Below are 12,621 nucleotides of genomic sequence, written 5' to 3'. Positions count from 1 at the left end.
CTCAAGTGTTGTTGCAACCCTTGGCAATCGAATCCTCATTGGAGGTATACGGCCGCGACGGCTCCAGGTTCCATTCCGGCTTGTTGCGGGCGATATTGAAGTGGCAGACCAGTTGGCGGCGCATGCTGCCGACGTTGCTGTCGCGGTTGTCCGGGTTGTCCTTCCAGCCGGCGTCCAGGTAGTGGTCGCTGGCCAGTTCGTTGAAGAAGTTGTTGGTCTGGCCGTCTTTGACCTGGCGGCCGCAGTCGGTCGGCGTCACTTCCAAGGTCATGATCTTGCGGCCAAAGCCTGGGTCGTCGCGCTCCACCCAGGTTGCGCTTTGCACGTAACGCTCGCAGCTGTTCTTTTCGGTGATGGGCTGGATGACCTGCTTCTTGCTGTCGTAGGCGAACGACGCCTCCTGCTGGCGGGTCTGCGGCAGTTTCATGTTGATCACCGGCAGGTAGTTGCCCACGGCTTTGTACCACTGCAACTGGTTCAAACGTGCACCTTCCAGGCCGGCGTCTTCGGTGTAGAACAGGGCGAGGATCGACGGTGACTTCGGTGGGTTTTCCTCCCACTTGGCCAGACGCAGCTCGTTCTGGGTGGTGAAGGATTCGTCGGCAATCGTCGCCATTGCCCGAATGCTCTGATAGAACGCCGGGCCTGCGGCGGTGTTGCGTTCGTCGCGCACATCAAAGGAGCATTGGCGCGAGTGATCGCCACGGTTCTGCTTGTAGTTGACGCCCCATTGCTCGGCGGTGGTGATGCCTTGTTCATGGCAGTACTTTTCGACGACGCCTGGCGTTCGGCGTGAGTCGGTGCAGCCTTGCTGGTTGCGATCGTCGGTGGCGGCGTCGATGGGGAAGGAGCACAGCACGGCGTAGTCCTGATGATCCTTGGGGTTGCCGAAAATGGTGTCGAAGATGAAGCCGCTTTTGAGGCCGTACGCCAACTTGCGGTACTTGGAATCCTTGCGCAGGTAGGAGGCCGAAACGCCGCCGCTGGCCTGGCTTTTCGGGCTGACGCTGTAGAACTGATAGTCGGTGGAAGGCCACGTGGCGCGGAACAGCACGCCGGAACACAGGAAGGCTGGCTTGGACGGCCCGCCGCAGTCCTGGCGGGTGTCATTGTAGAGTTGGTTGAGCCGGGCGACGGTGTCGGTGCCTTGATCGGCATGGGCGGTGAATGCCAGCGCCGCGAGGGCCAGGGCGATGGGCGTACGTGATCCTTTCATGGGTATTGCTCCTTGAATACGTGGAGCGACTGGAACGATTCCTTGCTCCACTCGGTGCAGAGCGTAGACAGACTCTTGCCTGCGCTCCAGTCGCTCCGGGGTGCTTGATGATCACGGCGAGAACCTGTCCCCCTTTTGCCTGTCGGGTGATTGTTTCATGGGGTGAAATGCTGGATTGTAAATCCTGGTGATTCCAACGGCTGGGGCAGCGGCGGAACATGCGGGGCGTTGATACCCCACTTTATTGGAGCCCCTCATGATCAAACTCTACGGTTTCCCGTTGTCCGGCCACAGCCACCGCGTCGAGCTGATGCTGTCGCTGCTCGGCCTGCCCACGGACTATGTGTTGGTGGACCTCAAGCAAGCCGCCCACAAGGCGCCCGACTTCATTGCCGCCATCAACCCGTTCGGCCAGGTGCCGGCCATCGATGACAACGGTGTGGTACTGGCGGACTCGAATGCGATCCTGGTCTACCTGGCGAACACCTACGGCAACGGCCAGTGGTTGCCGAGCGACCCGGTGGGCCAGGCCCGTGTGCAGCGTTGGCTGTCGACCGCTGCCGGCCAACTGCACGCTGGGCCTGCGGCTGCACGCCTTGCCCTGGTGTTTGGTGCCCAGGTGGACACCGCCGCCGCAATCAGCCGGTCCCACGCGTTGCTGAAACTGATGGAAACGCAGCTGGGCCAAAGCCGCTTCCTGGCCAGTGAGCAGCCGACCATTGCCGATGTGGCCTTCTACACCTACACCGCCCACGCGCCGGAAGGCAATGTGGCGCTGACCGACTACCCTCATGTGCGCGCCTGGCTCGCCAGCATCGAGGCATTGCCGGGGTTCGTGGGCATGCCGCGCACGGCGGTAGGCTTGCAGTCGCAGTAACTTTCTAGAGGCGCGCCGATGGACCGATTTCATGAAATGCAGGTATTCCTGGCGGTGGCCGAGGAGGAGGGCTTTGCCGCTGCCGCGCGCCGTCTGAAAACCTCGCCACCCAGCGTGACCCGCGCCATCGCCGCTATGGAGGAACGCATCGGCACCCAATTGCTGGCGCGTACCACCCGCAGCTTGCACCTCACCGAAGCCGGCCAGCGTTACCTGGAAGATTGCCGGCGCATCCTGGCGGAACTCGATGAAGCCGAGGAAGCGGCGGCGGGCAGTTATTCCATCCCCTGCGGCCATTTGACGGTGACTGCGCCGGTGTTGTTTGGCGAGTTGTATGTGGCGCCGGTGCTGGGGGAGTACCTGGACCGGTTCCCCTTGGTGAATATCAACGCCTTGTTGGTCGATCGTGTGGTCAACATGATCGACGAAGGTGTGGACGTGGCGGTGCGTATCGGTCACTTGCATGAACCGGGGCAGCAGGCGATCAAGGTCGGCGAAGTGCGCCGGGTGGTCTGCGCATCGCCGGCGTACCTCGAACAGCACGGGCGGCCTACGCATCCGTCGCAGTTGCGTGAGGCCAAGATCGCCACGTCGTCGTCCAGTTCATTGGTGAGCGGCTGGGAATTTGTGGACGGCGGCCAACCCTTGACTGTAACCATCGAGCCACGTCTGGTGGTCACGGCGAACAATGCGGCCATCAACCTGGCGCGCCTGGGCTGGGGCATGACGCGGGTGTTGTCCTATCAGGTCGCAGCCGCGGTGGCGGCGGGAGAGTTGGAAATTATCCTCCAAGCCTATGAGTCGGCGCCGCTGCCGATCCAGGTGGTGTTCCATAAGAGCGGCCGGGTGCCGGCCAAGATCAACACCTTTGTCGACTTCCTTACCCATCGCCTGGGCCAGGACGCCGCCCTGAACCCGGCGATGAAACGGCGCAGCTGATGGAGCGTTATCGCGATATGCAGTTGTTCGCCGCGCTGGCCGGGCAGCCGAGCCTGGCGTCGGCGGCGCGCGACGCACAGGTCTCCGGCCCGACCCTGGTACGCGCGATTGCCCGCCTGGAGGCGCGTTTGCGCGTGCCGTTGCTGGCGCGCAGCACGCGTGGCGTGAGCCTTACCGACGCCGGCAGCGCCTACCTGGCGGACTGCGTACGCCTGCTCGCTGCGGTGGACGCCGCCGAAGCCTCGGCCAAGGGGCTGCATGTGCAGGCCCAGGGCAATCTGCGGGTGTTTTTGCCGTTCCTGTTCAGCCGTTATGTGATGGCGCCGGTCCTGGCCGACTACTTGGACCGCTACCCCGAGGTGAACCTGGTCGTCAGCTACCACGACTATTACCCGAACCTGCACGAAGAAGGGCTCGACGTCGCCATCCTCGTCGGTGAACTGCCCGACTCGTCATTGATCGCCCGGCCGCTGGGGCAGGTGCGGCATATTCTCTGCGCCAGCCCCGACTATCTTGCAGCTCACGGCGAGCCCCAACACCCGGACGACCTCAAGCAGCACCGGCTGATCGCCAGCGCCGATCAGGTGCATTGGGATTTCCAGGGCTATCAACTCAAGGCCCGTGCCCGTCTGGGCTGCGCCACGGTACAGGGTGCGATCAATGCGGCGGTGCAAGGCGCGGGGTTGATTCGTTGCCTGAGTTATCCGGTGCACGAACACTTGCTGAGCGGGCAACTGCGTCGCGTATTACCGGATTTTGAACTGCCGCCACTGCCGGTGCAGGTGGTGTACCGCGAAGGTCGCAACGCACCGATGCGTGTGCGCAGCTTTGTCGACCACTGCGTCATGGCGCTGCGCGAACACCCGGCATTTCAGCTGGCGTAATAGTGGATTACCTGGTGTGGTGATTCTCACGCCGGCTGGCAGGGCGCAGCATCGACACATCCAACCTGAGGTGCTCGCCATGAACCTGATCGAACAATCTCCCTGGCATGCCGGCGAACGGCACATACAAGAGGTGGTGGGCGTGGCCGACCGCATGGCCGTGGTCGGGCCGAAGGTGATCCGCGATCACCTGCCGGAACAGCACCGGGATTTCTACCCTTTGTTGCCTTACCTGGTGCTGGGCGCGGTGGACGAGCAGGGCCTCCCTTGGGCGACGATGATCGAAGGCGCGCCAGGCTTTGCCCACTCGCCGGACCCGCAGACCCTGCAGATCGACAGCCTGCCGTCCGCGGCCGACCCGGCCCGCAACGCCCTGCATGAGGGAGCAGCCGTCGGCCTGTTGGGCATCGACCTCAACACCCGGCGTCGCAATCGTATGAACGGCCGTGTGGGTGCACTCGATCACGACGGCTTTTCGGTCGACGTGGTGCACACCTTTGGCAATTGCCCCAAGTACATCCAACTGCGCCCGGTCGATGGCATCGCCCGTAAACCCGGCACGGCGGTCGAGCGCTTCAACGACCTGGACGCTGCCGCCCAAACCCTGATCCGCAACGCCGACACGTTGTTCGTCGCCAGCTACGTCGAGCTGGACGGCCAACGTTCGGTGGACGTTTCTCATCGAGGCGGCAACACGGGTTTTGTGCGGGTCGAAGGCAATGTACTGACCATCCCCGACTTTGCCGGCAACCTGTTTTTCGCCACCCTGGGCAACCTGCAAGCCAACCCGGTGGCGGGGTTGTTGTTCATCGACTTTGAATCGGGGGACGTGCTGCAAGTGACGGGGCGCACCACGTTGATTCTGGACGGCCCGCAAGTGGCGCTGTTCGAGGGCGCCCAGCGACTGTGGACGGTGACGGTGGAACAGGTGGTGCGCCGCCCGGCGGCGTTGGCGTTGCGGTGGCAGTTCGCGGAGTTTTCGCCGTTCAGTCTGGCGATGGGGAGTTGGTAGGCAGTCCCGGACCATAGGAGGTATTCGGGAACAACTGGTTGGTCATCTCGATGATCTTGCTTTGTGCATCGATAAACTTGCCCATTCGAGCGCCACCCGAGGTCGAGTCATACAGCGCCTTGCCCACCTGGCGGCCATTTTCAAACACCTGGATATCGGCATAGCTCATGTACAGCGCCAGGTCCCAGCTCCATTGACCAATGTAGGTCGTCGATAGGGCGCAACTGGCCGGTGGGGTGCCGGGCCGCAGCTCACGAGTCTGGAAGCCTTTGCTGCGCAACTGCGCGGTGTAGGTGGCATTGAACCCGGCACGCAAGCCTTCGGCGGGGATCATGCAGATCTCAGGCGCCTGGGCGCCGCTGAAGGCAACCGGCGTGACGGTTTGCTTGATGCTGCAGCCAGCCAGGGTTAAGGCTGCCAGCAAACAAGCGGGAGCTGTTATCAGGCGCATAGCGACGTCCATATCTTCAGTAGTGGCTTGATGATAGCAGTGAAGGTCTGATGGCGAGCGCAGCATTTCAGACGCAAGGGATCATGTGTTGGGAGCTGGCTTGTCGAACCGTCCCGTTGTGTCGCGAAGCGGCCCCAAGCAGTCCGACAAAAGAGAGACTTCGATGCCATTCGTGCCCCACGGTTAACATTCAATTGCGCCACGGCCGGTGGCTACCCGCGCGTTATAGGGCAATACTCCCTCAGGTTTCTGCCCCGAGGTTTGCACCATGAATGTACCGAGCCGCCTTGCGCTCCTGATTGCCGCCGCCGCTGTTCTCAGCGCCTGTGGCGAAGCGTCCAAATTACCGTTCCAAGCCGGTGTCGGCCCTTCGCCGCAACTGCCCGAACCCAGTACTTCCTTGATCCCCACGCTCAAGGTCTCCAAGGCCGTGGGCTGGCCCGACGGCGTGCAACCCACTGCGCCGCAGGGTTTCACCGTCACAGCCCTGGCCGACAACCTCGATCACCCGCGCTGGGTCTACACCCTGCCCAACGGTGATGTGCTGGTCGCTGAAAGCAATCACCCGCCCATGCCCGAAGGCGCCACCGACGGCGGCACGGGTGTGATCGCCTGGGCACGGCGCACGGCGATGGGTGTGGTGATGGGGCGTGTCGGCGCGGATACACCGAGCGCCAATCGCATCACCTTGCTGCGTGATGCTGATCACGATGGGCATGCCGAAGTGCGGACCGAGTTCCTGAGCGGCCTGATGTCGCCGTTCGGCATGGCGCTGGTGGGCAACGACTTGTATATCGCCAATGCCGACGCGGTGGTCAAGGTGCCTTACACCCCAGGCCAGACCCACATCGACGCCACTCCGGTCAAGGTCACCGACCTGCCGGCCGGCATCAACCATCACTGGACCAAAAACCTGCTGGCCAACCCCGAAGGCACCCGGCTGTATGTGACGGTGGGGTCCAACAGCAACGTCGGCGAAAACGGCCTCGACGCAGAGGAGGGACGTGCGGCCATCTGGGAACTGGACGTGGCCAGCGGTGAGAAACGCCTGTTCGCCAGCGGCTTGCGCAACCCCAACGGCCTGGCGTGGAAACCGGGTTCTACCCAACTGTGGACGGTGGTCAACGAACGCGACGAAATCGGCAGCGACCTGGTGCCCGATTACCTCACCTCGGTGCAGGACGGCGCGTTCTACGGCTGGCCGTGGAGCTACTACGGCAGCCACGTCGATGTGCGCGTCCAACCGCCACGCCCGGACAAGGTGGCCCAGGCCATCGCGCCGGACTACGCCCTGGGTACTCACGTCGCACCGCTGGGCCTGACCTTTTCCGATGCGCGCGGCATGCCGGCTGCCTTTGCCGATGGAGTGTTTGTCGGTGAACACGGCTCTTGGAACCGCAACCCGCAAGCGGGCTACAAGGTGGTATTTATCCCGTTCAAGGAGGGCAAGCCGTCGGGTGCACCGGTCGACTTCCTCACCGGTTTTCTCAATGCCGAAGGCGAAGCGCAAGGTCGGCCGGTGGGTGTGACCCTGGACGAGCAGGGCGCGTTGCTGGTGGCGGATGATGTGGGGAACAAAGTGTGGCGGGTGACACAGCGCAAGCCCTGACCCCCGATATGTTGCGGGATGTTGAACTGCCAGATTGAACGATGCCGTTGGGTTAGCCTTGTTTTCCTACCGACAACAAGGAAGCGTCATGCAACGAAAGGTCATCAATCCCACGACGGTATTCAACTCCCTGCAATACGGCTTCAGCCAGGCGCTTGAGGTGCCACAGGGTCGGCGCATCATGCTGTCCGGCCAGGTGGGGGTGGATGCGCAAGAGCGCACGGTCGGCCCAGGCATGGCCGAGCAGACCGCCGCTGCGCTGGACAATATCCACAAGGTGCTGGCCGAAGTCGGCGGTGATCTGTCCCATGTGATCATGCTGCGGCTGTACATCGCCGAGTCCGCCCGCGACCAGCAGGAGCCGATCGCGCAGGCGCTGCGCCAGCGCTTCCCGCACAACCCGCCGCCGTCTTCGTGGATTATCGTCAGCGGGTTGTCGTTGCCGGAGTGGTTGATCGAGATCGAGGCGGAAGCGGTGATTCCGCAGGCGTGAGTACACATCAGACGGTGGGGCAGGTAAGCTTTCTGTGGCTAGCGAGCTTGTTGTGGTGAGGGGGCTTGTTGTGGCGAGCGGGCTTGCCCCGCGTTGGGGCGCGAAGCGGCCCTAAAACCAGGCGCCGAGGATTACCTGATACACCGCATTCTTCCGAACCAAGGGCCGCTTCGCAGCCCAACGCGGGGCAAGCCCGCTCGCCACAGAAAGCTCGTTCACCACAACAAACCCGCTCGCCACAGAAGTCATGGTCGTTATCCGCACCCTCAGTACCGAATCATCACCGACTTCAGCTCGGTGTAATCCTCGATGAACGCACTGCCAAACTCCCTTCCCACCCCCGACGACCTGCTGCCGCCAAACGGCACCGCCGGGTCGAGCAGTGTGTGCATGTTCACCCAGACGGTGCCGGCCTGGATCGCCGGCACCATGCGCAGGGCCTTGCCCAGGTCGTTGGTCCACAGGCTGGCGCTAAGGCCGTAGGGGCCGTTGTTCATCAGGGCGAGCAGTTCGTCTTCGCTGTCGTAGGGCAGGAAGGTGGCGATGGGGCCGAAGGTCTCTTCGTTGAGCAGGGTGTCGTTGATGCTGTTGGCAAGGATCACCGTGGGTTCGACGTAGCAGCCGGGACGGTCAAGCAGGGTGCCACCATGGATGATCGTGTTGTTTTCGGCGTGGGCCTGGCTGAAGTAACCGAGCAATTTGAGTTGGTGCTGGTGGTGGGTGACCGGGCCGAATTCGGTGCGCTCATCCAGTGGCGAGCCGATGGTGAGGCGACTGAGGCGCTGGCTGAGCCTGTCCAACACAGCGTCCATTTGCGAACGATGCACGAAGAACCGCTCGGCCGCCGCGCAGATTTGCCCGGAGTGCAAAAAGCCCGCTTCGATGATGCCGTCTACCGCCTTGTCCACGTCCACATCGCGCAGGAAACCGGCGGCATTCTTGCCGCCCAGTTCCAGGGTCGCACGGGTGAGGCCGGCGCCCATGGCGCTGCGGCCGACAGCGATGCCCGTCGGCACGGAGCCGGTGAAGGACACTTTGTGGGTGCCAGGATGTTCCACCAGGCCTTTGCCGACATGTCCGCCGCCGGTGAGCACGTTAAGCACACCGGCTGGCAACCCGGCTTCGACGGCCAGTTCAGCGATGCGCAGAAGGGTCAGCGGCGTGAACTCGCTGGGCTTGATGATGATGCTGCAGCCGGTCACCAGTGCCGAGGCAAGTTTCCAGATGGCGATCATGGTGGAGAAATTCCACGGCACGATGCCCACCACCACGCCCACCGGTTCACGCAGGGTGAACGCGGTGTAACGCTCGCCGTTGAACGAGGGTAGCGACGGGGTCAGGGTCTGGCCGCTGAGCTTGGTCGCCCAGCCCGCGTAGTAACGCAGGAAGTGCGCGGCCTGGTCGACTTCGAACGCGCGGGCAATCTGGATGATCTTGCCGGACTGGCAGGTTTCAATCTGCGCCAGCTCTTCGCGGTTGCGTTCCAGCAAGTCCGCGAGCTTGAGCAGTACGTTGCCACGTGTCGCGGGTAACGCCTGGGACCAGAGCTGGAAGCCACGGTTGGCGGAATCCACTGCCGCGTCGATATCCGCCAGGTCTGCATCGACCACCTGGGCGATCACCTCACCGGTCGCCGGGTTGGTCACGGCCAGGGTCTGGCTGGAATGGCTGCGCACGTTCACGCCGTCGATGAATAACCCATGGGGCCGACGCAGAAAGGCTTCGACTTGGGGCAACAGCGGGATATCACTCATGGCAGGTTCCTGGCAGTTCACAAAGGAAAGCCTGAGGGTAACCAAGCCACTGGACCATGGCTTGACTCTGCCTGCCGCGCGAGATGTCTGTGGCTGCCACGCCCATGAAAAGTACAACCTTGCCTGTGGAACGTGCATTTTCCACCTGCGCGCCCCCATCGATACTGGCCCTGCATCAGGCGCCGTTCCTCAACCCGGAGCGCCCGCCGGACTTCCAATAATAAGCAGGGCCGTCCATGAAAAAGCCAAACCCGCTCCTTGAAGACCTCAAGCCCCTCCTGCCGCTGATTGCCGCGAATGCCACGCGGGCCGAGCAGCAGCGCCAGGTGCCGGATGAAAACATCGCCTTGCTCAAAAGCATCGGCCTGCACCGCGCCTTTCAACCCAAGGCCTTTGGTGGGCTGGAGCTGTCGCTGCCCGAGTTCGCCGACTGCATCGCCTTGCTTGCCGGCAGTTGCGCCAGCACCGCCTGGGCCATGAGCTTGCTGTGCACCCACAGCCACCAACTGGCGCTGTTTTCGGCGCAGTTACAGCAGGAGATCTGGGGCGAAAACCCGCACGCCACCGCCAGCAGCAGTATTGCGCCGTTTGGCCGGGTGGTGGAGGGCGAGGGCGGTGTGCACTTCAGTGGTGAAATGGGCTGGAGCAGCGGCTGTGACCATGGCGAGTGGGCGATTGTCGGCTGCCGTCGGCAGAACGCCGAAGGCGGCCAGGATTACTGCTTCGCCGTGCTGCCGCGCAGTGACTACCAGATCCGTGACGATTGGTTCGCTGCCGGCATGAAGGGCAGCGGCACCAAGACCCTGGTCATCGATAATGCCTGGGTGCCCGAGCATCGTATCCAGAAAGCCAAGGACATGATGGAAGGCAAGTCGGCTGGCTTTGGCCTCTATCCGGACAGCCAGATTTTCTACGCGCCGTACCGGCCGTATTTTGCCAGTGGATTTTCCACCGTCAGCCTCGGCGTGGCCGAGCGCATGTTGGAGGTGTTCCGCGAAAAAACCAAAAACCGCGTTCGCGCCTACACCGGTGCCGCTGTCGGCGCGGCCACGCCTGCGTTGATGCGCCTGGCCGAATCCACCCACCAAGTGGCGGCCGCTCGCGCATTCCTCGAAAAGACCTGGCAGGACCACGCCGAACACAGCGCCGCGCACCGCTACCCGAGCCGTGAAACCCTGGCGTTCTGGCGCACCAACCAGGCCTACGCCACCAAAATGTGCATCGAAGCCGTGGACCGGCTGTTCGCCGCCGCCGGTGGCAATGCCTGGTTCGAACACAACGAAATGCAGCGCCTGTTCCGCGATTCCCACATGACCGGCGCCCATGCCTACACCGACTACGACGTCTGCGCGCAGATCCTCGGCCGTGAGCTGATGGGCCTGGAGCCGGACCCGAGCATGGTGTGACGCCGTCTTCCCCCACAACAATCAGGGCGCCCGTTCGACGGCGTCCGGGAGTCTTGCATGTCTGACAGCCGCCTTTTCGACCCACGGGCCTTTCGCCGCGCCCTCGGCAACTTCGCCACCGGCGTGACCGTGGTCACCGCCGCCACCGCGTCCGGGCGCAAGGTGGGCGTGACCGCCAACAGTTTCAACTCGGTGTCCCTCGACCCGCCGCTGGTGCTGTGGAGCATCGATAAACGCTCCAACAGCCACGAGGTGTTCGAGGAGGCCAGCCATTTTGCAGTGAATGTACTGGCGGCCGACCAGGTGCACCTGTCCAACAACTTTGCGCGCCCGCGTGAGGATCGCTTCGCCCTGATCGAGTACGAGCCGGGGGAGGGTGGCTCGCCGGTATTCGCCGATTGCTCGGCGCGGTTCCACTGCGAGAAATACCAGCAGGTGGACGGCGGCGACCACTGGATCATGATTGGCAAGGTGGTTGCGTTTGATGACTTCGGGCGTGCGCCGCTGTTGTACCACCAGGGCGCTTATGCCGAGGTCCAGGCGCTGCGTCCGTGCGCGCCCCAAGCGGTTCAGAATGGCACGGCGACCACCAACTGACTGTACACGTTGGTGCCGTTGCCACCGACCTGATTGCCGCCGGTCTCGGCATCCTTGTTGGGTTTATACAGGCCCAGCAGCGGCGTGATGATCAGGTGCTCGTTCACCGCCCACTCGGCGTACAGGTCCAGCTCGCGGCCATCCAGGTTGAGTTGGCCGCGGGTGCTGACTGTGTTGTAGTCGAAGAACAACGCGCCGAGGGTAAGATTTTCCAGCGGCTTGACCTTGAAGCCCACGTGCTCCACTGAGGTGTTGGTGTTGTAGGGGCCCGAGTAGTTGCCCGCCACTTCACCCTGCACCCAGGTGCCGTAGCCCCGGTTGAAGCCTGCGAACATTGCGTCCCAGTTCTTTGAATAGCGCGCGTAGCGGTAGGTCAGGTCCGGCGACCAGGGCAGGTCGGCAAAGGTGTAGCCGGCTTCGGCGTAACCGGCATTCTGCTGGCTGTCGCGGCGGTCCTGGCGGGCCAGTTCAAAGGCGAAGTGCGCGTTGTCGATGCCGGCATTGCCCGCGCCGCGCAGGCTATAGAGGTTCATGCCCTTGCGTTGGCGCTGCACGTCGCTGGCGAAGCGCTCGTCCACGTCGATGCCGTGAATGTAGGTGAGCCCGAGGGTGCCCGGTGCGGCGCTGTATTCCAGGGTGCCGGCGGCCATTTCGGTCATGGCCTGGGCGGGGTTGTCGGACTTGATCCACATCAGGCTGCCATGCACGCCGTCCTTGCCGCCCAGGCGGATCACGGCGGTCTTGTCGAACGCATGACGCGCGGCGATGTAGTAGGCGCCGCCACGGTTGAATTCCCCATCGCCCATGCCCTTGCCGAGGTTGGGGCCGTCATCATTGATCAGGAAACCGTCGCCCAGCATGATGATTTGGCGGCCGAACGACAGGTCCACGCCGTCCTTGCCCAAGGCTGGGAACAGATCGCCGGAGCGCCAGCCGGCAAAGGCTTCGTCAAACTTGGTGGTGCGCTCCTTGCCTGTGGTCACCCCGGACGCATCGCCATCGCCCCAGGTGCCGGAACTCACCAGGTTGGCCGTGCCATACACGCCGCCCAAGGCGCCGAGGCTCTGGTCCACGCTCAGGCCGTATTTGATAAAGGCCTCACGCCAGGTGGAACCGCCGCTGCGCCCATCGTAGTTCTTCGGGCTGTTGAACATCCCATAGACGGCGAGGAAGTTGCCGGTGACCCTGGTGTCGGCATCGGCATACAACTCGATGGCCTGGGCCTGGCCCATCAGCAGCGCAATACCCAGGCCGACCGCCTGGCGCAGGCGGCGATTTTTCAGTGTGTGCTCCATTGTTATTGTCCCCATCTTGGTTAAGAGTGAGGGCGCATTAGGGCGAGCGCGGAGGGCGAAGTCTTTTCTCTGCGTGCCAGGGAATTGA

At 63.2% G+C, this 12,621-nt stretch carries 11 protein-coding genes and 1 pseudogene; 8 read left to right on the top strand and 4 right to left on the bottom strand.

Annotation, left to right across the window (positions count from 1 at the left end; genetic code table 11):
* Nucleotide 1: 1 nt before the first annotated feature.
* Nucleotides 2-1,216, bottom strand: a complete 1,215-nt coding sequence (locus HX793_RS14135; RefSeq protein WP_177053638.1) for a DUF2599 domain-containing protein — start codon at nt 1,214-1,216, stop codon at nt 2-4.
* Nucleotides 1,217-1,472: 256 nt separating this feature from the next.
* Between HX793_RS14135 and HX793_RS14130 the strand changes: the two genes are divergently transcribed.
* The 4 genes from HX793_RS14130 to HX793_RS14115 all read left to right on the top strand — a co-directional run bounded on the left by HX793_RS14130 (nt 1,473) and on the right by HX793_RS14115 (nt 4,928).
* A complete protein-coding gene (locus HX793_RS14130) occupies nt 1,473-2,093 on the top strand; it encodes a glutathione S-transferase family protein (protein ID WP_177095072.1) in 621 nt (206 codons plus the stop codon).
* An 18-nt stretch (nt 2,094-2,111) separates the two neighbouring features.
* Nucleotides 2,112-3,032 (top strand): LysR family transcriptional regulator, encoded by a 921-nt coding sequence (locus HX793_RS14125; RefSeq protein ID WP_177095074.1) that lies wholly within the window; start codon nt 2,112-2,114, stop codon nt 3,030-3,032.
* Nucleotides 3,032-3,916 carry a LysR family transcriptional regulator gene (locus HX793_RS14120; protein ID WP_177053641.1) on the top strand — a complete coding sequence of 295 codons (885 nt, stop codon included), beginning with the start codon at nt 3,032-3,034 and terminating at the stop codon, nt 3,914-3,916. Before HX793_RS14125 ends, HX793_RS14120 begins: the two co-directional genes overlap by 1 nt.
* Before the next feature lie 79 nt (nt 3,917-3,995).
* Nucleotides 3,996-4,928 (top strand): pyridoxamine 5'-phosphate oxidase family protein, encoded by a 933-nt coding sequence (locus HX793_RS14115; protein WP_177053642.1) that lies wholly within the window; start codon nt 3,996-3,998, stop codon nt 4,926-4,928.
* On the opposite strand, the gene HX793_RS14110 is transcribed toward HX793_RS14115, so the two are convergent.
* Nucleotides 4,903-5,379: an Sbal_3080 family lipoprotein gene (locus HX793_RS14110; RefSeq protein ID WP_177095077.1), complete on the bottom strand. Its 477-nt coding sequence runs from the start codon at nt 5,377-5,379 to the stop codon at nt 4,903-4,905. The genes HX793_RS14115 and HX793_RS14110 overlap by 26 nt on opposite strands.
* 268 nt (nt 5,380-5,647) lie before the next feature.
* On the opposite strand from HX793_RS14110, the gene HX793_RS14105 reads away from it, so the two are divergent.
* Together HX793_RS14105 and HX793_RS14100 are read left to right on the top strand one after the other, a co-directional pair.
* On the top strand, nt 5,648-6,988 hold the full coding sequence (locus HX793_RS14105; protein WP_095015576.1) for a PQQ-dependent sugar dehydrogenase: 1,341 nt from the start codon (nt 5,648-5,650) through the stop codon (nt 6,986-6,988).
* Between the two features lie 88 nt (nt 6,989-7,076).
* Nucleotides 7,077-7,481: a RidA family protein gene (locus tag HX793_RS14100; RefSeq protein ID WP_177053644.1), complete on the top strand. Its 405-nt coding sequence runs from the start codon at nt 7,077-7,079 to the stop codon at nt 7,479-7,481.
* A 266-nt stretch (nt 7,482-7,747) separates the two neighbouring features.
* Here HX793_RS14100 and HX793_RS14095 read toward each other — a convergent pair whose 3' ends face one another.
* Entirely contained in the window at nt 7,748-9,235 is a 1,488-nt protein-coding gene (locus HX793_RS14095; protein WP_177095078.1) for an aldehyde dehydrogenase family protein, read from the bottom strand.
* 236 nt (nt 9,236-9,471) lie between these two features.
* On the opposite strand from HX793_RS14095, the gene HX793_RS14090 reads away from it, so the two are divergent.
* Both HX793_RS14090 and HX793_RS14085 read left to right on the top strand, forming a co-directional pair.
* Nucleotides 9,472-10,641 (top strand): p-hydroxyphenylacetate 3-hydroxylase oxygenase component, encoded by a 1,170-nt coding sequence (locus tag HX793_RS14090; RefSeq protein ID WP_028617044.1) that lies wholly within the window; start codon nt 9,472-9,474, stop codon nt 10,639-10,641.
* A 57-nt stretch (nt 10,642-10,698) separates the two neighbouring features.
* Nucleotides 10,699-11,178, top strand: a pseudogene (locus HX793_RS14085) (flavin reductase family protein); the annotation flags it as partial.
* Nucleotides 11,179-11,210: 32 nt separating this feature from the next.
* Here the strand turns inward: HX793_RS14085 and HX793_RS14080 are convergent.
* On the bottom strand, nt 11,211-12,533 hold the full coding sequence (locus tag HX793_RS14080) for an alginate export family protein (protein ID WP_177053648.1): 1,323 nt from the start codon (nt 12,531-12,533) through the stop codon (nt 11,211-11,213).
* Nucleotides 12,534-12,621 lie beyond the last annotated feature (88 nt).

Source organism: Pseudomonas reactans, from assembly GCF_013387025.1.
Classification (GTDB): Bacteria; Pseudomonadota; Gammaproteobacteria; order Pseudomonadales; family Pseudomonadaceae; genus Aquipseudomonas; species Aquipseudomonas reactans.
This window is presented reverse-complemented; position numbering and strand designations above follow the sequence as displayed.